This is a genomic window from Exiguobacterium sp. OS-77 (genome assembly GCF_000414195.2).
Taxonomy (GTDB): Bacteria; Bacillota; Bacilli; order Exiguobacteriales; family Exiguobacteriaceae; genus Exiguobacterium_A; species Exiguobacterium_A indicum.
This window is the reverse complement of the sequence record NZ_DF239008.1, coordinates 1267034-1288909: the sequence shown is the minus strand read 5'-3', so window position 1 is coordinate 1288909 and position 21876 is coordinate 1267034. Positions and strand designations below refer to the sequence as shown.

The following is a 21876-nucleotide window of genomic DNA, read 5'->3' as shown; positions in this document are numbered from 1 at the left end:
ACTCACCTCATTATTGTTTTTGACGGGCTAAAATCCGGATTGGTGTACCTGTGAAGTCAAATGCCTCCCGGATCCGGTTCTCGAGATATCGTTTATAGGAGAAGTGCAACAATTCTGGATCATTAACGAACAAAACGAACGTTGGCGGACGTGACGCGACTTGAGTCGCATAGTTGATCCGAAGACGAACCCCTTTATCCGTCGGCGCCGGGTTCATCGCGACCGCGTCAACGATGACATCGTTCAAGACACTTGTCTGAATACGTTGTGCATGACTGTGTGCTGCTTGTTGAATGACCGGTAACAACGTCTGCAAACGACGTTTTGTTTTTGCTGAGACGAAGACGATCGGTGCATAGTCAAGGAAACGGAATTCTTCCCGGATCTCTTCTTGCATCTTTTTCATCGTCTTATCATCTTTTTCGACAGCATCCCATTTATTGACGACAATGATGACCGCGCGACCTGCTTCATGCGCATATCCCGCCACTTTTTTATCTTGCTCGATGATGCCTTCTTCGCCATCAAGAACGACACAGACGACATCTGCCCGTTCGATTGCTTTTTGAGCACGCATGACGCTAAAACGTTCTGTTGATTCATAGACTTTCCCGCGTTTTCGCATCCCGGCCGTATCGATGATGACGTATTCTTGATCATCCCGTGTAAACGGTGTATCGATCGCATCGCGTGTCGTACCAGCGATGTTTGAGACGATGACACGTTCTTCACCGAGAATCGAGTTCGTCATACTTGATTTCCCGACGTTCGGACGACCAATCAAGGCAAACTTGATCGTACTTTCGTCATATTCTAATTCTTCTTTATCTGGTGCGAGTTCAAGGACACGGTCAAGTAAATCACCGAGACCAAGACCATGTGTACCAGAAATCGGGAACAAGTCTCCGAATCCAAGGGAGTAAAATTCATACATTAAATCACGCATTTCAAAGTTATCGACTTTGTTGACAGCGACGACGACCGGTTTATTCGAACGGAATAACATGTTCGCGACTTCCTCATCCGCTGCTGTAATTCCTTCGCGTCCGTTCACCATGAAAATGATGACATCCGCTTCATCAATGGCGAGCTCCGCCTGATGACGCATCATTTGAAGTAGGGGCTCATCCCCGACTTCGATTCCACCTGTATCAATCAAATGAAAATGACGATTCAGCCATTCTCCAGTTCCGTAAATACGGTCGCGGGTAACGCCTGGCTTGTCTTCTACGATTGAAACCCGATCTCCAATCACCCGGTTAAAAATCGTCGACTTTCCGATATTTGGGCGACCTACGATCGCCACGACTGGAATTGCCATCCCAACACCTTCTTTCTCTTCTCTCGCTTCATAGCCGTTCTATTGTATCAAATCAAACTGTCATATACCATAACAAACCGCATATAAAAAGCGGACACGCTTGTGTCCGCTTTGTGTCATTACTTATTCTTTCTGATCAGAATCGTCTTCAGTCAAGTCAGCGACTGAGAATCCTTCTGATTGATTCGTATAATCCGAATAATCGTCAGCGGATGATTCTTCCTCTTCAAGGACACGTGTTGATAGCGAAATCTTATGCTCATCAAGACGCACTTCGAGTACTTTCGCCTCAATTTCCTGTCCTTCTTCGAGTACTTCCGAAGGTGAACCGATGTGACGGTTCGCGATTTGCGAAATGTGTAAAAGTCCTTCTACTTGTGGCGCAAGTTCGATGAAGGCCCCGAACTGGACGAGACGACGTACACGACCTTTGACGATATCGCCAGCTTCGATCTTCCCTTCCATCTGTTGCCATGGACCAGGTTGTGTTTCCTTGATCGATAACTTGACCTTTTCCGTATCACGGTCGACACCAAGTACTTTGACTTCGACTTTTTGACCTTCCGTGACGATATCCGAAGGACGTTCGACACGGTGGTGTGCCATCTCCGAAATATGAACGAGACCGTCAACGCCACCGATATCAACGAAAGCACCAAAGTCCGTTAAACGTTGGACTGTACCTTCGAGGATTTGACCTACTTCTAAATTTTCGAGTGTCTCTTTTTTCTTCGCGTTCAATTCGCCTTCAACGACGGCTTTGTGCGAGAGAATGACACGGTTCTTCTCTTGATCGAGTTCAACGACCTTGACTTCGATCGAACGACCAATGTAATCCGAGAAATCCTCGACATAATGCCGTTCGACGAGTGACGCCGGAATGAATCCGCGGACACCGATATCAACGACGAGTCCACCTTTGACGATGTCTTTGACGACAACTTCAAAGATCTCACCTGATTTATACTTCTCTTCTACTTGCTCCCACGCTTTGAGCGCGTCGATTTCTCGTTTCGAGACGACGACCTCTTCATCTGTGATTTTCTTGACCTTCACTTGTAGTTCATCTCCGACGTTCAGCACGCCGCGAATATCATCGAGATGAAGACTCGATACTTCGCTGATCGGTAAGATGGCTTCTGTTTTATATCCGATATCAATGAGTGCTTGCTTGTCTTCAATTTTCACGACCATTCCGGTAACTACCTGGTCCCGATGAATTTCAAAATCAGGCATATCTTTCATTTCTTCGACCATTCCAAAACAACCTCCTCACGATGAGTACAAGAAACGCCTGACACATGTCAATGCGTTTATCCTGCTTCTAACTTCTTACAATTCTGACTATTTGTCAAGGTATTAAGCGTGATTGAAGTAGACGGATTTGATTTCGTCCATGATTCGGTCAGAAATCGATTTCGCTGCGCCTCGCTGGTCTCGTAAATCCGAAATATCAACCGGTTTTCCGACCGCAACATGCATCCGTTTGAACGGGCGGTATGATCCGATGATTGCAATCGGTAAAATCTTCGCATTCGATCGTAAGGCAAAGAACCCGACTCCTGGTTGTGCTGCTGTAAATTCACCTGGTGCGGAACGTGTTCCTTCTGGGAAAATACCGACCGTCTCATCTGAATTCAAGAGCTCAATCGTCCGTTTCAAAGCTTGACGATCTCCTTGACCGCGACCGACAGGATATGTTCCTGCCGCAATCATTAATTGTTTTAAGGCAGGAACTTTGAACAGTTCTTCTTTTGCCATGTAACGTACCGCGCGTTTTGGCGGAATCGCGCTGACGAGGAAGACTGGGTCCCAGTTCGAGCTGTGGTTGGCACAGACAAGTAAGGAACCGTCTTTCGGAATGTTCTCTTGCCCAGTCACTTTCAATCGGAAGACTGTTTTCGCAATGACCCAGACGACAAACCGCGCAATCCGGTAAATGGTATCTTGACGTTTCATTTTAGGACACCCTCTGCTAGCTCCATCAATCGGACGACGACTTCATCAATCGTCATCTCTGTCGTATCGAGATATAGTGCATCGTCAGCTTGGCGTAATGGCGAGACTTCACGCTCACTGTCGCGCTTATCACGCAGTGCGATCTCTTCTTGAAGAATCGTGATGTCACTGTCCATTCCACGCGCGATATTTTCACGATGTCTTCGAGCTGCACGCTCTTCCACAGTTGCCGTTAAAAAGACTTTTAATTCTGCATCCGGCAATACGACTGTACCGATATCACGTCCATCCATGACGATTCCGCCGCGTTCAGCTAATTTTCGCTGTGCCGTGACGAGTGCAGCCCGGACTTCTTTTTGACGAGCGACGAACGAGACATTATTCGTGATTTCGATGGAACGAATCGCATCCGTCACTTCGCGATCACCAATAAAGACACGTTGCCCGTTTTCGCCTGGTGTTAAACGAATATCAAGCGATTTCATTAATTCTCCGAGCGCTTCCCCATTATTGAGATCAAGCGATTGTTCAAGTGCTGCCAACGTCACGGCCCGGTACATAGCTCCTGTATCAATGTATACATAGTCAAGGCGTGCTGCCAATTGTTTTGCGATCGTACTTTTCCCAGCACCCGCTGGTCCATCTAAAGCGATTTGAATCTTTTTCATCATCCATCCAATCCTTCCATCTTCCCTATGATTGATAGGGATTCATTCTTCCGAACGTTATCATAGCAAAAAAATGCGGTCAGGTGAATGGATTCATGCCCCTTCTTGAACTTTTCATTTGCATTTGATAACAGTGACGCAATACAAGTTCACGACTTCTGTCGGGAATCATCGTAAATTGAAAGGCTAATTCATACCTTTCTTCCCGTCGATCGATTCGAACAAGTTCAGCCACGACGTCTAGTGTACTTGATACCCCATCACCCGTAGGTAAGATGAATGTCATCTCCACTTCTTCATCTTTTGCAATCGGTAATTGATCTGACAAGATCATCATTCCACCAGCCGATAAATCAAGCGTCACCGTCGTAAACGGCTCGAAATGCGCTTTATGAGGATGTACAGCGACATCGAGTATTTGCGGCACTCGAACGAACTGACGTCGTTGGATGCGTTCGATTTGATCATCCTTTGGTCGTTTCAAAGCATAACGTTGACCACGAAGTGGATCATTTTGTCGTTCAACGACGACCGTATCAAATCCAAATAATTTGCCTTTCTCCTTAAAAAAATAAAATGAAACTTCTTCTTTCTCTGACAAGATGAATGTTTTAAGTGTCGCGACCTCACTTGGCGCTTCAATCCAAATCAAACGGTTCGTCACGGCCGTCACTTTTGAGCGACCTTGTCGATCCTCACTATTCGAAAGCATTACCAAATCCCCGATTTCCATCATGTTACTCCGCTCCTACTCTCTATTCGATACCATCTGAATGTTGTTTTTTCCGTTTAAATCGTCGATTCAAACGATTGGCACCTCGTACTTGAAATAATCCAATCGTCCATAAGATAACCATAAAGACGATTGGCAAAAAAGATATACCACCATTTTCCAATATTAACAAATTAAATAAGATATGCGCAAATACCGGAAGCGCAATCGAAAGGGATAGCCAACGATAAGGATGAGGCGAGAATTTCGCCATCCCCATGAAGAATCCCATGATGACAGCAAACAATGCATGCCCAGATACGGGTAAGAGTGCCCGGAAGAGCATATGTTCGACAGTTCCATTCACCATCAGATATAAAATATTCTCAAGCGTTGCGAACCCAAGTGAACAGGCTACCGCGTAGATGATCCCGTCGTAATAATCATTAAACCGTTGATGAATATAGACCGTATAAAAGACGACAAACCATTTGGCGAATTCTTCCGTAACGGCTGTTCGAATCAACTGCACCTCTTCACGCCCACCAAATTCGGTCTGGACGATATAGTCGATGAACATCAAGGGAAAGACCAGTAAAATACCGAAAATGAAACTTCGAAGGATATAGCCGACTGGCTCCGACTCATGTTCGTGACGGAGATAAAAATAAGTTAGGAGTGCGATGCCTGGGGCAACTCCGGAGAAAACGATTTGAACCACGCTTCCTCTCCCCCTTTCTTCCTCATTTATAAGAATAAAGGTTTCTTGGAAAAAAGAAAACGTCCTCGTTGTTTCAAGAGGGAAAAAGGTTACAATATGGGAGAACGAACCGAATCCGTCATAGAAAGTAGGTGAAGGTCTTCTGTCTGTAGACAAGGACCCTTTAGCATGAAATCATTATTACTCATTCATACGGGTGGAACGATCGCCATGGCACAGGATCATGCTGGTCATGTCTTACCAAATGATATCAATCCACTCGATGCTTCACTCCCGCGAGCAACAGATATTGCCAACATCACGACGCGTCACTTCGCAAACTTACCTTCTCCGCACATGACACCTGACATCATGTTGCGTCTAGCCCATTTCATCGAGAGTGAGCTCAAGAAGGAACATTACGACGGCGTCGTTATCACTCACGGCACGGACACACTGGAAGAGACGGCTTATTTCTTACATTTGACGCTTGGCGCACCTGTTCCGATCGTTTTGACAGGAGCTATGCGTTCTTCCAATGAGGTCGGATCCGATGGTGAGTTTAATCTGATTACGGCACTTCGTGTCGCTGTCAGTGAAGCTGCGCGCGGAAAAGGTGTCCTCGTCGTCTTCAACGGGGAAATTCATTCGGCATTCAACGTCACAAAAACGCATACGTCATCCGTCGATACGTTCAAATCCGTTCATTTCGGAAACCTTGGGATGGTAACGAAGGATCATGTCTACTTATTCAATACACCGCTCTTAAAACAAACACACATGGTGACTTCGCTCTCAAAACGGGTCGCCGTTCTCAAAGTCTATGCCGGTATGGAACCCGACTTATTACTTGCTGTGAAACAACTCGGCTATGATGGACTCGTCCTTGAAGTCCTCGGTCAAGGAAATGTACCACCAAGTATCGTGGATGCGATCGCTGAATTGATTACCGTCATGCCGATCGTCATCGTCAGCCGTTGTTTCAACGGAATCGTTCAAGACGTCTACGGATATACGGGTGGCGGACAACAATTAAAAGAACTCGGCGTCATTTTCTCAAATGGACTGAATTCACAAAAAGCGCGGCTTAAACTGATGGTCGAACTTGAAATCGATGCTTCGCAACTAGAACTCGAAGAATCATTCCGCGTTGAATAAATGAAAAAACCTCTTGATTCGGAAAATTTCCTTCCAAATCAAGAGGTTTTTTTAGGCTTGTATCGATACACCACGTAACCGTTCAACGAGATGATTGGCAATGCTTGCACCGTGAAAACGTCCATTTTCAATGAATATTTTATTGGCGTCAAATCCTGCTGCCACGACACCTGCGATATAGATGCCCGGGACATTCGACTCCATCGTCTCTTCGTCATGACTTGGAATACCTGTTTTACGATCAATCGTAATGCCTGTGTCAGCGAACAATCCGACATCGGGTGTGTAACCTGTCATCGCAAACACAAAATCAGCACGGACGGTCTGTTTATCTCCATCTATTTGATAAACCACCTCTTGCTCCGTAATTTCTTCGATTGACGCTCCAAAAATCATCTTGACCTTTTCCGAACGAACGAGAGATTCGAAGTTCGGCAACACCCATGGTTTGATGGATGGACTATACTCCGGTCCACGGTAAAGGACTGTCACACGTGCTCCCGCTTTTTCAAGTTCAATCGCTGCATCGACGCTCGAGTTTTTTCCACCGATAACGACGACATCTTGATCAAAATACGGATGTCCTTCCGTAAAGTAGTGCGAGACATGAGGTAATTCCTCTCCAGGAACATCCATTCGGTTCGGTAAACCATAATAACCTGTCGCAAGCACGACGGAGCGAGCTTCTCGGCTTCTTTTTTCCCCGGAACGCTCCGAATGGATAATAAAATGATCCGCTTGACGTTCAATCCGCTCAACCGTCTCAAACGGACGAATCGTCAACTGTTTTCGTTTGACGACTTCTCGATAATAGACGAGCGCGTCGAGACGTCGCGGTTTTAATTCTTTATTGATAAACGGTATACCACCAATTTCTAACTTCTCACTACTTGAAAAGAACGTTTGATGCGTCGGATAACGATAGATCGCTTCGACGATATTTCCCTTTTCGAGCACTTCGACGTCTAGTCCCCGATCTTGCATTTCGATCGCTGCCGATAACCCACACGGTCCTGCACCGATTACGATACAATCTAACATTCGAATATCTCCTCTTCCGGTTGCTTTTTTTATATCTTAGCAAATCTCTACCATAGACGAAAGAAATTGCAATGCAAAACGCCCGCTCTTCGTAAAGAAGAAGCGGACGTTCATCTTAATATTAGACCCAGCCACGGAAACGAGATGCTTCCGCCATCTTCCGGACACCTACCATATAAGCGGCAAGTCGCATGTCGACATTTCGCGTCTGCGCTGTCTGATAGACTTGGTTGAACGAGTTCACGAGTACTTTTTCAAGTTTCTCGTGTACTTCCTCTTCCGTCCAGTAATATCCTTGGTTGTTCTGTACCCATTCGAAGTAAGAAACCGTTACGCCACCACTCGAAGCAAGAACATCCGGAACGATCAAAATGTCACGTTCAGCGAGAATTTTCGTCGCTTCGTTCGTCGTCGGACCGTTAGCCGCTTCAACGACGATCGCTGCTTTGATATCGTGCGCATTGTCTTCTGTGATTTGATTCTCGATTGCTGCCGGAACAAGAATATCACATTCAAGTTCAAGCAATTCTTTATTCGAGATCGTATTTTTGAACAATGTCGTCACGGTACCGAACGAGTCACGACGGTCGAGTAGGTATGGAATATCGAGACCGTTTGGATCATGGAGTGCCCCGTACGCATCGCTGATCGCGATGACTTTTGCACCTAAATCATACATGAATTTCGATAAGAAACTTCCGGCGTTGCCGAATCCTTGAACGACGACACGTGCGCCTTCGAGCGAGATACCCTTTTTAGCAGCCGCTTCCCGAATCATGATTGCAACACCTTTCGCCGTCGCTGTCTCACGACCGTGTGAGCCACCGAGGACGAGCGGTTTCCCTGTAATGAAACCAGGTGAGTTGAATTCATCGATTCGACTGTATTCGTCCATCATCCATGCCATGATTTGCGAGTTCGTGAAGACGTCAGGTGCTGGAATATCCTTCGTCGGTCCAACGATTTGACTGATAGCACGGACATACCCACGGCTGAGACGTTCGATTTCACGGAAGCTCATCTCACGTGGATCACAGATGATTCCGCCTTTCCCGCCGCCGTATGGTAAGTCAACGATACCTGCCTTCAGACTCATCCAGACGGATAATGCTTTGACTTCGACTTCCGTCACGTTCGGGTGGAAACGAATTCCACCTTTCGTTGGTCCAACGGCATCGTTATGTTGCGCACGATATCCTGTGAAGATTTTCGTCGAACCATCATCCATCCGTACCGGAATCCGGACTGTCAACATCCGGAGTGGTTCTTTAAGTAATTCGTACATCTCGTCTGGATAACCAAGTTTCCCTAGTGCCTCCTTGACGATTTCTTGTGTCGCTTCCAGTACGTTCTTGCGATGATTCGCATGTTGTTGGTCAGTGATCATTCCAACGTTCCTCCCCATAAGTGGCATCCCCTATGCCGTTTCCTTGTTCGGATAAAGTATACTCTTTTCTCGAACGTAATGAAAGGGGTTACGCCTATATTTGTAAGCGCTTTCTCACTTCTTTTCCTAGGATATCATTGATTTGGTTGTTTTGTTTGACGATGTCGTTCGATCGCAAGTTCCATGAAATATTCGACCAATTCCGGATATTCAATCCCCACTGCTCGTGCACCGTCCGGGAATAGACTAGTCGAAGTCATACCAGGAAGTGTATTCGTCTCCAAGATGACTGGATTTCCGGATTCCGGCACAAGGAAATCAGATCGCGAGTATCCTGCACAGCCAAGGACTTGATGCGCTTTAACAGCCCATTCTTGAAGTTTTTCTGTCGTTGCTTCATCCAGTTCAGCAGGACAAATATGCTCCGAACCACCGATGGCATATTTGGATTCATAGTCATAAAAGGCGTTCTTCGGAATGATCTCGATGACAGGTAGTGCTTTTTCTGCCCCTTTATGACCGACGACCGGGACTGTCACTTCACGCCCTTTAATGAATTGTTCAACAAGCACTGCATCGTCCGCTTCGAACGCCTTCGCGATTCCTTCACGTAACATCTTCTCGTCTTGAGCAATCGTCAATCCGTTTGATGAGCCTTCTTGTGCTGGTTTGACGACACAAGGAAATTGACCATCCCACTCTGCGATTTTCGCTTCGATATCAGCTCCACGCTCTAACAGCACATCACGGGCGATCGTAATGCCTGCTTTATCAAAGTGAACTTTCGAACGTGCCTTATCCATCGCAAGCGCTGACGCTAACACACCTGAACCTGTATATGGAATGTCTGCCAGTTCAAGCAATGCTTGTACGCGTCCATCTTCACCAATTTTCCCGTGAAGAGCGATGACAGCCACATCTACATCCAGCTGGAAGAGTTCATGCGCTTTATCAGGATGGAAATCAACAGCCGTGACCTCATGCCCTTTACTGTTTAATGCTTCCATGATCGACTTTCCACTGTTTAATGAAACCTCCCGTTCTCCTGAAGTCCCACCGTATAATACTGCCACTTTCATCCTACTTCACTCCTTCTTCTTACGTTCAATGATTATCATACCATCCTTCTGACGATGAAAAAATACAAAATGGTGCCACTTCCAGCAGAAGACAAAAAGGTGCGGCATCCCCCTATAATGGAATGTCGCACCTGATGTTTTACATATTAAACTGTTCGGCTATCGTTGCGACGGCATGTTCCGCCTGAATCGTTTTCCCATACTCCGCCATGACGAGTGGACTTTTCGGGCTCGGCTCACCGTATTCAGACAAAATCGTCGTCACCGTCTGCTCGAGCGCCTCATTCATTCGTTCTTGGAAATAGAGATAGTAGCTTCCCTCGAAGAAGTAGAGGCTACCACCTGTCTCTGTCCGAGGCATATGTCGCAATAATCCATGACTCGCTTGAATGACGTCTTCTAGCGAGTGTAGAGCATATAAGACGTGATGGACGATATCGACTGTCATGCGGATTTCGACTTGATCGAACTCCTCGTTCATCTCTTCTGGCAAATCGCCTTCACGACGTACATCAACGAGCATCCCGTCATTCGGAAAGAATGTAACGAAAAATTCGAGTGTTCCCGCTGCTTGAAAACCAAAATTCGATTCGGCTTCTTCTAATAGATTACGCAATAAAGCTTGTCCCTTCCCGATAGCCAACGTTTCTGGTCGGACGTCGTGAAGCGATAACTCTTGCTTTGTGATGAAGACACGAAGGTGTCCTTGTTTCATTTGTTCAAACCTCATAATAGACTCCTCCAGTCAAAACCGGAAACACAGATGTCTCCGTTCGTTATGAACCATACTATACACCAGTTGTCGGAGTGAGTCGACTTAACCAACTTTTCCAAGATTGATCGTCTGCACCAAGTAAATGTGGACCATATCGTTCCGGGAGCTGATCGACCGCATAACCACCAAGACCAATCTCAAGATCCGGAAAATCAGACATTAGACGTGCTAACGCTTCATCAAGTAACGGTAAATGATCGGATAACGTGCAGGAAAGAATAACGGCTTTCGGTTGCAACTGATGCGTGACAGTCACTAAGTCCTGAACCGGTATACCGGAACCGAGGAAAATGACATCAAATCCAGATTGACGTAAGTAAAGCGTGAAGAAAAGTAGCCCAAGTTCGTGTTCTTCTTCCGGCGCGCAGACACAGACGATTCGCGGTAAAAATGGATTGATCGGCATCTGTAACGACAGTGTCGAGAGGCGAGCTCTTAGAAATGCCGTCGCAAAATGCTCATGCGCAATCGTAATCTCTCCCGACTCCCACTTCACTCCAATCTCATGTAAGAGCGGACCGACGATGTCCTGAATGACTTTATCGAAGCTAAACATCGAGAATGCTTTATTCATAATGTCGTGCGCATGTCGTTCTTCAAAGTTCGTCAATGCCTGGAACAACTGATCTCGCAGTTCGACTCCATAATCGTGCGGTACCTCAGCCCGATTAACAGGCATCTCATACAACTGGATTGCTTTAGAGACAGACAATCCCTCTTTTTGTTTATCGACGATCCAGCGTAATTTCGCGACGTCGTTATCACTATAAATGCGATGTCCAGATTCACTTCGATCCGGATCGAGCACCTGATATCTCCGCTCCCAAGCACGAATGGTCGTCGGGTTGAGTCCCACTAACGCAGCGACTGCTTTGATATTATATTTCCCACGATCCATGCATCGTGCCTCCTTCCCCTTCCTTTCTAGTATACGCTGAAAGGAAAAAAATCTCCGTTCACAATGTGCCCTTACATCATGAAACCGATGGAGACGAAGGCGATGATGATCGTGATCATGAGTACCGTCAGCGTGATTGCTAGCGGATTTTTTCGAAACGGTTGTTTCAATCGCTCATTACGAACGTGTTCGATACGCGAAGAACGCGGTGGCAATGACTGGTCCTCTTCGTTCTGATGCAACCGTCGTTGATCTTGTTTACTCAATGTTTATCACCTTTTCTTGAAAAATATAACGATATTGTCTAGTTTACACCGAATCTAGTGATGAAAAAAAGACTTGTTCTAAACGCATTTTCCAATCTACCGGTTGATGGGTCTTTCTCTTCACCGGATTTTCCCATTCAATCGTTCCGCACACATCACAACACCGTGGTTGTACGATTGCCTGCTCATCAAAATGATGCAACAACATCGTACGGCGACATTCGTTCCGATGAATGTAGTCCATCATCAGGTTGACCTCTTGTCTTTTTAATTGTTTACGTTCCGTTTGCCACTGGATGATGCGTTCCTTCGACCACCCGTTCTCGAGTTGCGATTTGAGTAATCGATATGCCGGATCTTCCGGATTAAGACGAAGACGACTTTCCATCTTGGCATAGGATTTGCCTTGATTCATCCCTTGTTGCAATTGATCGATCCATAAGACGGGTGCATATTGCGTGTCGATCAAGTACGTCTGTAATTGTTCATCTTGAGCAGCGTAGAGTAAAATCGCCGTTGCCTCTTTACCATCACGACCAGCACGTCCGACTTCCTGCATATAGGCTTCAATCGTCGCAGGCATCGTATAGTGAATGACCGTTCGGACGTTACCTTTATCGACACCCATTCCGAACGCACTCGTACACACGAGACAGTCCATCTCATCATGAAGAAACTGTTGTTGAACAAGTTGGCGATCTTCTATCGTCAACCCAGCATGATAATAGGTCGCACCGTCAATGATTCCAGCAATTCGTTCCGCTTCTTTACGGGTCGTCGTATAGATGACGCATGGGCGAACGATGCGTTCCATCCACCGAGCAACTGCCGCATCTTTTTCTTCTCGATCAACGCGATCGACAACATATTGGATTTCTGGTCGGTTGACAGAACGACGGATGATTTGTGGCTCATGCATACGCAGTTGTATTCGAATATCTTGCTCGACAGCACGAGTTGCTGTTGCCGTTAAGGCGAGACATGGTGGAAGGCCGAGTTCTTGTCGAATGTGACCAAGTCTTGCATACTCCGGTCGAAATTCGTGACCCCATTGGGAGATACAATGCGCCTCATCTACGACGAAGAGCGCAATCTTTACCTGTTTTAGCCGAGCCCGAATCTGCGGCAGCGCGAGTTGCTCCGGTGATAAGTAAAGATATCGTAGATGTTCGAGTACAGATAAAATCTGTTCTTTCTCTTCTCGCGTCTCGACAGATGTTAATTTAGCGACAGATCGCTCTCCTCGGCGCTTGATTTGCATGACCTGGTCTTCAATCAACGAGAGTAACGGAGACAAAATCAACGTCAGCCCTTCATTTTGTACATAAGAAGGAAATTGATAACAGACAGACTTTCCTCCACCTGTCGGCAAAATTGCTAGTGTATCTGTTCCGTTTAGGATGGCATCGATGATTTGGCGTTGCCCTGGTCGAAATGCTTCGTAACCAAAATGACGATGCAATAACGCTTCCATTACATTCCCTCCCATTTACTACGTGCTAACACCAATCGAATTTGAAAATAAGATATATCGGATTGCATCTCACTCTTGATTCGCTTTAGCGCGTAGGTTCCGAGTCGCTGTGCAATCTGTCGTACCTCTTCTTGCTGAGATGGCGTGACAAAATGATCCAGCGGAAACGAAGGAGCATACATCGCAATCTCAACGAGATGATCTTCCATCGTACTATTTTTTAATCGTCTTCGGATCGCAACCGCTTCAACGGTTAACCCCTGTTGCAATAACTCCCATGTTTTTTTCGCAGACTGCGTCATTTTTGTCGTGTGTAGATCAGCGCCTATTTGCTTTAAAAGTGGTGTTTTTTCCAAGTCATCGATGCACTTTCGCCAAGCGATCGTAAATTCGTATTGGACAGTCTCCACATCTGTTTTCATCATTTGAGCTAATTGTGGATAAGACCATCCTGCTTGCACGCCAGACAAGCGGTAACTAATTAATGTCGCATCTCGTTCTGATAAGCGCTCAAGGAGAAATATCAACTCTTGCTGCATATCATGTAACCATTCTGCTCGATTTGAGATGATCGGAAGAACACTTTTTACCCATTCACGGACGATGGTTTCCTGTTGCACAGGAATGAACGGCTGTTTTGCTTCTAAACAAATCATCGTTTGAACCAAAAGGCTGAGTCGTTTCCACATCATCTCAGCATAACCACGAAGTTCTCCACCTAGTTGATCAATGATCGCACGATCCGTTTGATTTATTAGTCGTGCGCCTTCGTGCGTCAGTCGCAAGGTCTCTTGCCGCTCAATCCAATTCTTCTGCGCGAGTTCAGCCAAGATTGTTTCGAATCGTTGTTTACTGACTAATACAGTACCGAACACCGATTCCAAATCATAAAAATGGGCATCTTGCAGAGAAGTCGCTGATTTTTTTCCTTGAAAAACATGATAAAGACTCCGGTCTGATCGTTCATTTCGAAGGCGCTGAATCGATTCCAGAAAAATACGCTCGAGTAAAGAAACTTCCATATGTCACGCTCCCTTCTAATGTAAATTGTTTATCAATTTGAAGATGATTTCCCATCCTTTTTCTTTTCGTTACGTTTTAGACATACTATTTGCGGGCATGTGATGATATATACATTTTCTGTTGTCACTTACGCTTCGTCATTGAAATGCAACGATGAGTCCGATACAATGACATATAGATGAGAACAGCGTGTTTCAATAATGTTTTCGTATAGAGAGGAGACCGTTCAATGGCTAAATTTACGATTGTCGACAAAGATACTTGCATCGCTTGTGGTGCTTGTGGAGCAGCGGCACCAGATATCTATGATTATGATGATGAGGGTTTGGCGTATGTCATTCTTGATGATAACAATGGTACTGCCGAAATTCCAGAAGCATTATTCGACGATATGATTGATGCATTCGAAGGTTGCCCGACGGATTCAATCAAAGTAGCAGATGAATCGTTCGATGGCGATGCGTTAAAATTCGAATAAGTGAATAAAAAAAGATGTTTCCTCGCGAAGCATCTTTTTTTATTGGACTTTTTCTCATTCAATCTATCGATTATCTAAAAAAACCGGACATCGCCAATTGGCAACATCCGGTCTATGATTAGTAAAAATTTAGCGTTTTCCTTTGATATACGGTACACCGACAGCTTTTGGAGCATCTGCACGACCAACGACACCAGCAAGTGCTAAGATCGTCAATAAATACGGCGCAATCAACAGATACACTTGTGGAATTTGATCGAGTAACGGCAATTGCTGACCGATGATCGAAATCGCTTGAGCGAACCCGAAGAAAAGGGCTGCCCCCATGGCACCGAGCGGGTTCCATTTTCCGAAGATCATCGCTGCAATCGCGAGGAAGCCTTGACCGAGAATCGTCGTCACACTGAAGTTCAATGAAATCGACGTCGCGTAGACAGCACCAGCAAGACCACCGAAACCACCAGAGATCATAACACCGATGAAACGCATCTTCGTGACGTTGATTCCCATCGTGTCCGCTGCCATCGGGTGTTCTCCGACAGAACGTAAGCGAAGACCGAATGGTGTCTTGAAGATGATGTACCAGGCGACGAACGCGAGAACGATTGCGATATACGATGTGTAGTAGACGTTTGCGAAGAACATCTTCACGACTGGAATATCAGACAAGAATGGTACATTCTCTTTCGAAATCCGGTTTGGAATCGAATCTGTCTGTCCTTTACTGTAAAGTGCCCGGACAAGGAAGATCGCAAGACCAACCGCAAGCAAGTTGATCGCTACTCCAAGAACCGTTTGGTCTGCTCGGAATAGGATTGCTGGAATCGCAAGGAACAGTGAGAAAACTGCTCCAACGACGATCGCGATGAGCATCGCAAGCCAAGGACTCGCAGCACCTAAGCCCATTTTCGATAAAGTCAATGCCGTGACGACACCTGTGAAGGCACCCATGACCATTAATCCTTCTAACGCGATGTTGACGACACCAGAACGCTCACTGAAAATGCCGCCAAGTGCTGCAATGATCAACGGAGCCGAATAGGCGAGTGCGATTGGCACGATGATATAAAGTACTTCAAGAAAGCCCATTATTGACCGGCTCCTTTCGCTTTTTTAGATTCTTTCTTAACCGTGAACTTCTCGATGACGAGACGAATCGCGTATCCAGAAGCCACGAAGATGATGATGAATGCGATGATGATTTTGATCAGTTCCGGTGGAATACCAATCTGTTGCATCGACAGACCACCGATGTTAAGTCCCGCAAACAGTAACGCCGCGAGAACGACACCGATCGGGTTATTCGCACCTAACAAGGCAACCGCAATTCCGTCGAATCCAACACCTGTGAAGGATGCATTCAATGTCATGTTTTGGAACGTCCCAAGACCTTCCATCGCTCCAGCGAGACCTGCAAAGACACCAGAGATAACGAACGATAAGATGATGTTTCGGTTAACGCCCATCCCTGCATACTCTGCAGCATTCTTGTTGAATCCAACTGCTCGGAGTTCATAACCAAGCGTTGTTTTCCACAAAATGAACCAGAAGACGAGGGCAGCAATGACTGCGATGAAAATCCCGTTATGCAAACGTGAAAAATCCGTGATCTCTTGTAAGAACGGTGACGCAAGGGATGCTGATTCCTTGACTGACTCCGTCCGCTCGTTCGTAATACCGATGACGTGACGTAAAATATCATTCGTCACATACAACGCGATATAGTTCATCATGATTGACGTGATGACTTCATGCACGTGGAACTTCGCTTTTAAGATACCAGGAATCGATGCCCAAAGTGCACCTGCTAAACCTGCTCCAATTAGAGCAAGCGGTAAATGAATCGCCATCGGTAGATCAAACTCAATCCCGATCCAAACTGCGACCATCCACCCGACGAGAACCTGACCTTCAACCCCGATGTTAAAGAGTCCAGTTCGGAAAGCAAATGCGACAGCAAGACCGGCAAAGATCAACGGAGCTGCTGCTCGCAATGTTTCACCGATGCTGTATGGTTCGCCAAAAATACCATAGAATAACTGATCAAAACCGGCAATCGGATCATACCCGCCGATGACCATGACGATCGCCCCGACGACCATTCCAAGGATGATGGAAAGAATCGGAATGAGGATGCCGTAAAAACGCTCTAACTTCATGAATGACCTACCTCCTCTTTCTTACCGCCGGCCATCAAGAAGCCAAGCTCGATCTCATTCGTTTCTTTTGGATCCAAGAAGGCAACTGTTTTTCCTTCATAAAGAACGGCAATCCGATCTGATACTTGAAGAATTTCTTCGAGTTCGAATGAAATCAACAAGACAGCGCGACCTTTTTCGCGTTCAAGAACCAACTGTTCATGAATGAACTCGATTGCTCCGACATCAAGGCCACGTGTCGGCTGTGCTGCAATCAATAGGTCTGGTGAACGATCCACTTCACGCGCAATGATCGCTTTTTGCTGGTTACCACCTGACAAGGCACGAGCAAACGTCTCTGGACTTGGAGTTCGGACGTCGAACTTCTCGATGAGCGTTTTTGCTTTTTCCATGACTTGTTTATAGTTCATGATGCCTGCTTTTGAATACGGTTGTTTGTAATACGTTTGTAAGACCATGTTATGTCCGATTGAATAATCGAGGACAAGTCCATGTTTATGACGGTCTTGCGGAATGTGACCGACACCTGATTCCGTCACTTTACGTGGCTTCAAGTTTTTGATCGATTTATTGTTGAGGAAGATTTCCCCACTATCCGCTTTACGAAGACCAGTGATGGCTTCAATCAATTCCGTCTGCCCGTTTCCGTCGATTCCGGCAATTCCGACGATCTCTCCAGCACGAATGTCGAGATTTAATCCATCGACGGCTTTGATGCCACGACTGTCCTTGACGACTAAGTCCTTGATGTCGAGAACGAGTTCTTGTGGAGTTGCCTTGGAATACTCCGCATTAAAGTTGACTTCACGACCTACCATCATTTCAGCAAGACGCGACTGTGTCATCGTCTCATCGATATCGACCGTTCCAATATACTTACCACGGCGAATCGTCGTACAGCGATCAGCTACTTCCATGATTTCTTTCAGTTTATGCGTGATGAGGATGATCGACTTTCCTTCTGCGATCAAACGATTCATGATCTGAATCAATTCCTTGATCTCTTGTGGTGTCAAGACAGCAGATGGTTCATCGAAGATCAAGATGTCTGCACCACGGTACAACGTCTTTAAAATTTCAACACGCTGTTGCATTCCGACTGAGATATCCTCGATTTTTGCATCAGGATCAACAGCAAGACCATACTGTTCAGAAATCTGGCGTACCTTCTCACGTGCAGTTGCACGGTCGATCTTAATTCCGGCACGTGGCTCTGCACCTAAAATGATGTTTTCAGTAACAGTGAAATTTTGAACGAGCATGAAGTGTTGGTGCACCATACCGATTCCAAGATCGTTCGCGACGTTCGGACTCGTTATATTGACTTTTTCACCACGTACACGAATTTCTCCAGCCTCAGGCTGATACAAACCAAATAAGACGTTCATCAGCGTCGATTTTCCGGCACCGTTTTCACCAAGTAAAGCGTGAATCTCACCTTTCCGAAGCTGGAGCGTGATGTTATCATTTGCGACGAAACTGCCAAACTCTTTTCTGATGTTTAGCATCTCAATGACGTATTCCAAGAAAATCCACTCCCATGTTTAGTTTAAAAGGGGGAGCCGCAATGCTAGCGACCCCCGCTTTCATTATTATTTCAGTGACGCTTCGTATTCTTTGTACTCGTCGTCTGTCGCTGGGACTTTGATGTCGCCATCGATGATTTGTTTTTTGTACTCTTCGACTTTGTCGAGCGCTTCTTTCGAAACGTTGTCTTTTGAAGGTGCGATATCAACACCGCCGTCTTTCAAACCGAACTCAACGACTTTACCTGCTGGGAAGTTGCCGTCTTTCGTATCTTTCGCGACTTGTTCAACTGCTGTATCAACGCGTTTGACCATTGACGTCAATGTGACGTTCTCTGGCATACCTTCTTCGACTTGGTCACGGTCTACACCGATAACCCAAACATCTTCACCGTTTTTCTTACGGTTTTTCGCTTCTGTGAATACCCCTTGTCCTGTACCACCAGCTGCATGATAGATGACGTCGACTTTTTTACCGTACATACCTGAAGCGATCGCTTGTCCTTTTTCAGCAGCGTTGAAGTCTTCTGCATATTGAACTTCGATGTCAGCGTCTGGGTTGACTGCTTTAACACCTGCTTTGAATCCACTTTCGAACTTCTTGATCAAGTCAGAGTTAACGCCGCCGACGAATCCGACTTTATCTGATTTCGTCGTCAAACCAGCAACGACACCAACAAGGAATGATCCTTCATTTTCTTTGAAGACGATTGACGCGACGTTTGGCTTGTCAACGACCATATCGACGAGTGCGAAGTTGTTCTTTTTGAACTGATCCGCTACTTTACCGATATCTTCAGCCATCAAGAATCCAATACCGAGGATCAAGTCGTATTTAGCACGAGCTAATTGCTGAAGGTTTGGTTGGTAATCCGATTGTTTTGCAGATTGAAGATATTTGTAGCCAGTACCTTCTTTTAAGTCGTTGTCTTTTCCGAACTTCTGGATACCTTCCCAAGCAGATTGGTTGAATGATTTATCATCCACGCCGCCTGTATCTGTAACCATACCTACTTTAAAGCCTTCTGATTTGCTACCGCTACCTGAATCTTTTGAATCGTCGTTGCCACCACATGCTGCAAGGACCGAACTCATTGCTAAACCTGTTGCTGCTAATGCGAGAAGTGACTTCTTTTTCATCTGGAAAATCCCCTTTCGAATATGGTCATACAAAGTTCAAGACTACGTCTAGCACCCGAGGCTGGCGATGAGGAGCGTTACGTAGGTTATGACGGAAAGCGCTTTCAGTATTCATCCTAAAACAATGGCTCACACACGTTTACGGATGACGTGGAAATCAAACTTATCTGCTCGGAAATAGTTCGCTGAAAAAAGAACGGAACGGTCGAGCTCATCATAATGCGTTTGACGCAAAGCGAGCAGAGGTTGGTCCGTATGTAATTGTTCAGCGATTTTCGGATCAATACGTGGCTCGATGTGCGTCACGGCATGCGTGACACGTCGTCCAAGTTCTTTTTCTAAAGCATCAAATAATGATGTCGAAGAGGTGAACTGCTCTTCATTTTTAATATAATGGCTTGGAATCTTATCGATACAATAGACGACAGGAACATCCCCTGCGAGTCGGATTCGTTCGATTCGATAAACCAATTCATCCGGACCAAGTTGAAAACGCTCTCGGTCGCGCTCAGTCGGTTGGACCATCTCGGATGATAACACTTCTGATGTCGGAACCATACCTGCGCGCGCAATCATTTCTGTTACGCTGTACAATTCTTCGATTCCAGAAGTAAACGGTGGTCTTGCATTGATAAACGTACCGACACCGTGTTTACGGATGACGATGTTCTCATCTTCAAGAATTCGTAATGCCTCTCGAAGAGTAGCTCGACTGACGCCAAGTTGCTTTGAAAGTTCAAACTCTGAAGGGAGCTTCTCGCCTTCCTTGTAAACGCCGTCATCGATGTCAGACTTGATCTTTTCAATCACACGTAAATAAAGCAAACGATGATCTAATTTAATCGACATGACGCATCTCCATCCTCTATCTAGTTGTAACCAGTGCTCAGACTTCTGACGTATGAGAACTCCAGCCAAGATAAGTATATGACGCCCAACACAATCCTGCAATCATTTTGTAACAGGTTAGAAGTCTGACTTCTGGCGCTTTTGTAACCCTTTTCATAACGCAATCAATAATGGAAGAAAATAGGGCATTCTACCTAAGAATGCCCCTTCTTTTTTCAACGCTTATTGCTCAGGTACTTCGATTTTTCCAGAAACGACATCTGATTTTGCTTTCTCAAGCGCAGTCAACGTCTTCTTCGAAATCTTTTCAGATGGTACGATATCAACTCCATCTTCTTTCAGACCATAACGAATCGTTTTGCCGCCCTCGAGTTTACCATCCTTCGCTGCGTTTGCTGTATCTTCGACTGCACGGTCGACACGTTTGATGACAGAAGTTAATGTAACGTCTTCCGGCATCCCCTCTTCTTTTTGGTCTCGGTCGACACCGATGACTGAGACGTTTTCACCGTTTTTCTTGCGGTTTTTCGCCTCTGTGAAGACACCGTTTCCTGTACCACCTGCTGCTGGGAAGATGATATCTGCGCCTTTACCATACATTCCAGCTGCGATCGCTTGACCTTTTTCTGGAGCTGCGAAGTCTTCCGCATATTGGACATCGATTTTAATCTTCGGATTGACGGACTTAGCACCTGCTTCGAAACCGGAACGGAAACGCTCGATGACGTCCATCTTCATCCCACCAACGAAACCGATATGATCTTTTTTCGTCTCCATTGCAGCAACAATCCCTGCAAGATATGCTCCTTCATTTTCCTTGAATGTGATCGACGTGACGTTCTTTCCTTCCACGACGTTATCGATGATTGCGAATTGTGTGTCTTTGAATTGATCAGCAACTGTTTTGATATCCTCATTGAACGTGTTCCCGATTCCGAAAACTAAATCTTCTCCCCCACGAGCAAGACGCGATAGATTCGGTTGATAATCTTGTTGCGATTTAGATTGTAGATAAGAGAACCCTTCATTCTTTTGAAGTTTGTTGTCTTTACCGTACGCTTGCAGACCTTCCCAAGCGGATTGGTTGAACGATTTATCATCGATCCCACCCTTATCGGCTACCATCGCAACAGAGAATTGATCTTTTTGATCGGCTTTCTCACCTGAACCACCACAAGCAGCAAGACCAACTGTCGCTACTGACATCATCGATACGATTACCTGTTTCTTCTTCATTTCATCCATCTCCTCTGCAATTATGAG

The 21876-nt window shown here is 45.8% G+C and carries 22 protein-coding genes; 2 read left to right on the top strand and 20 right to left on the bottom strand.

The annotated features are described in order from the left end of the window. Nucleotides 1-10: 10 nt before the first annotated feature. The 6 genes from der to prsW all read right to left on the bottom strand — a co-directional run bounded on the left by der (nucleotide 11) and on the right by prsW (nucleotide 5381). Nucleotides 11-1321, bottom strand: a complete 1311-nt coding sequence (der, locus tag EXG77_RS06280) for a ribosome biogenesis GTPase Der (RefSeq protein WP_023468646.1) — start codon at nucleotides 1319-1321, stop codon at nucleotides 11-13. Nucleotides 1322-1444: 123 nt separating this feature from the next. Continuing rightward, on the bottom strand, nucleotides 1445-2578 hold the full coding sequence (gene rpsA, locus EXG77_RS06275) for a 30S ribosomal protein S1 (protein ID WP_023468647.1): 1134 nt from the start codon (nucleotides 2576-2578) through the stop codon (nucleotides 1445-1447). A gap of 102 nt (nucleotides 2579-2680) precedes the next feature. Next, entirely contained in the window at nucleotides 2681-3280 is a 600-nt protein-coding gene (locus EXG77_RS06270) for a 1-acyl-sn-glycerol-3-phosphate acyltransferase (protein WP_035396814.1), read from the bottom strand. Beyond that, a complete protein-coding gene (cmk, locus tag EXG77_RS06265; protein ID WP_023468649.1) occupies nucleotides 3277-3951 on the bottom strand; it encodes a (d)CMP kinase in 675 nt (224 codons plus the stop codon). Before cmk ends, EXG77_RS06270 begins: the two co-directional genes overlap by 4 nt. 76 nt (nucleotides 3952-4027) lie before the next feature. Further along, complete coding sequence (locus tag EXG77_RS06260; protein WP_035396812.1) at nucleotides 4028-4684, bottom strand: flagellar brake protein; 657 nt, start codon at nucleotides 4682-4684, stop codon at nucleotides 4028-4030. Nucleotides 4685-4703: 19 nt separating this feature from the next. Continuing rightward, nucleotides 4704-5381, bottom strand: a complete 678-nt coding sequence (gene prsW, locus EXG77_RS06255; protein ID WP_023468651.1) for a glutamic-type intramembrane protease PrsW — start codon at nucleotides 5379-5381, stop codon at nucleotides 4704-4706. Between the two features lie 168 nt (nucleotides 5382-5549). Here prsW and EXG77_RS06250 point away from each other — a divergent pair, with 168 nt between their 5' ends. After that, nucleotides 5550-6518 carry an asparaginase gene (locus EXG77_RS06250; RefSeq protein ID WP_023468652.1) on the top strand — a complete coding sequence of 323 codons (969 nt, stop codon included), beginning with the start codon at nucleotides 5550-5552 and terminating at the stop codon, nucleotides 6516-6518. Nucleotides 6519-6569: 51 nt separating this feature from the next. Here EXG77_RS06250 and EXG77_RS06245 read toward each other — a convergent pair whose 3' ends face one another. From EXG77_RS06245 to EXG77_RS06210, 8 genes are all read right to left on the bottom strand, one after another. Beyond that, entirely contained in the window at nucleotides 6570-7559 is a 990-nt protein-coding gene (locus EXG77_RS06245; RefSeq protein WP_023468653.1) for a YpdA family putative bacillithiol disulfide reductase, read from the bottom strand. A gap of 121 nt (nucleotides 7560-7680) precedes the next feature. After that, on the bottom strand, nucleotides 7681-8946 hold the full coding sequence (locus tag EXG77_RS06240) for a Glu/Leu/Phe/Val dehydrogenase (protein WP_023468654.1): 1266 nt from the start codon (nucleotides 8944-8946) through the stop codon (nucleotides 7681-7683). Between the two features lie 134 nt (nucleotides 8947-9080). Further along, nucleotides 9081-10025, bottom strand: a complete 945-nt coding sequence (locus tag EXG77_RS06235; RefSeq protein WP_035396810.1) for a D-alanine--D-alanine ligase — start codon at nucleotides 10023-10025, stop codon at nucleotides 9081-9083. 139 nt (nucleotides 10026-10164) lie between these two features. After that, on the bottom strand, nucleotides 10165-10755 hold the full coding sequence (locus tag EXG77_RS06230) for an adaptor protein MecA (RefSeq protein WP_023468656.1): 591 nt from the start codon (nucleotides 10753-10755) through the stop codon (nucleotides 10165-10167). Nucleotides 10756-10813: 58 nt separating this feature from the next. Next, nucleotides 10814-11698: a B12-binding domain-containing protein gene (locus EXG77_RS06225; RefSeq protein WP_023468657.1), complete on the bottom strand. Its 885-nt coding sequence runs from the start codon at nucleotides 11696-11698 to the stop codon at nucleotides 10814-10816. Between the two features lie 71 nt (nucleotides 11699-11769). After that, nucleotides 11770-11964: a hypothetical protein gene (locus EXG77_RS06220; RefSeq protein WP_023468658.1), complete on the bottom strand. Its 195-nt coding sequence runs from the start codon at nucleotides 11962-11964 to the stop codon at nucleotides 11770-11772. 43 nt (nucleotides 11965-12007) lie between these two features. Then, nucleotides 12008-13438, bottom strand: a complete 1431-nt coding sequence (locus tag EXG77_RS06215; protein ID WP_035396807.1) for an ATP-dependent DNA helicase RecQ — start codon at nucleotides 13436-13438, stop codon at nucleotides 12008-12010. Continuing rightward, nucleotides 13438-14460 (bottom strand): helix-turn-helix domain-containing protein, encoded by a 1023-nt coding sequence (locus tag EXG77_RS06210; protein ID WP_035396806.1) that lies wholly within the window; start codon nucleotides 14458-14460, stop codon nucleotides 13438-13440. The genes EXG77_RS06215 and EXG77_RS06210 overlap by 1 nt, the downstream gene beginning before the upstream one ends. Nucleotides 14461-14690: 230 nt before the next feature. Here EXG77_RS06210 and EXG77_RS06205 point away from each other — a divergent pair, with 230 nt between their 5' ends. Next, on the top strand, nucleotides 14691-14939 hold the full coding sequence (locus tag EXG77_RS06205) for a ferredoxin (protein WP_023468661.1): 249 nt from the start codon (nucleotides 14691-14693) through the stop codon (nucleotides 14937-14939). Nucleotides 14940-15068: 129 nt separating this feature from the next. On the opposite strand, the gene EXG77_RS06200 is transcribed toward EXG77_RS06205, so the two are convergent. From EXG77_RS06200 to EXG77_RS06175, 6 genes are all read right to left on the bottom strand, one after another. Next, nucleotides 15069-16028: an ABC transporter permease gene (locus EXG77_RS06200; RefSeq protein WP_035396804.1), complete on the bottom strand. Its 960-nt coding sequence runs from the start codon at nucleotides 16026-16028 to the stop codon at nucleotides 15069-15071. Then, nucleotides 16028-17098 (bottom strand): ABC transporter permease, encoded by a 1071-nt coding sequence (locus EXG77_RS06195; RefSeq protein ID WP_023468663.1) that lies wholly within the window; start codon nucleotides 17096-17098, stop codon nucleotides 16028-16030. Before EXG77_RS06195 ends, EXG77_RS06200 begins: the two co-directional genes overlap by 1 nt. Continuing rightward, nucleotides 17095-18624 carry an ABC transporter ATP-binding protein gene (locus EXG77_RS06190; RefSeq protein WP_023468664.1) on the bottom strand — a complete coding sequence of 510 codons (1530 nt, stop codon included), beginning with the start codon at nucleotides 18622-18624 and terminating at the stop codon, nucleotides 17095-17097. The genes EXG77_RS06195 and EXG77_RS06190 overlap by 4 nt, the downstream gene beginning before the upstream one ends. A gap of 66 nt (nucleotides 18625-18690) precedes the next feature. Further along, nucleotides 18691-19764, bottom strand: a complete 1074-nt coding sequence (locus EXG77_RS06185; RefSeq protein ID WP_023468665.1) for a BMP family protein — start codon at nucleotides 19762-19764, stop codon at nucleotides 18691-18693. 129 nt (nucleotides 19765-19893) lie between these two features. Continuing rightward, nucleotides 19894-20613: a GntR family transcriptional regulator gene (locus EXG77_RS06180; RefSeq protein ID WP_023468666.1), complete on the bottom strand. Its 720-nt coding sequence runs from the start codon at nucleotides 20611-20613 to the stop codon at nucleotides 19894-19896. A gap of 222 nt (nucleotides 20614-20835) precedes the next feature. Next, on the bottom strand, nucleotides 20836-21849 hold the full coding sequence (locus tag EXG77_RS06175) for a BMP family protein (protein ID WP_035396802.1): 1014 nt from the start codon (nucleotides 21847-21849) through the stop codon (nucleotides 20836-20838). Between the last annotated feature and the right edge of the window lie 27 nt (nucleotides 21850-21876).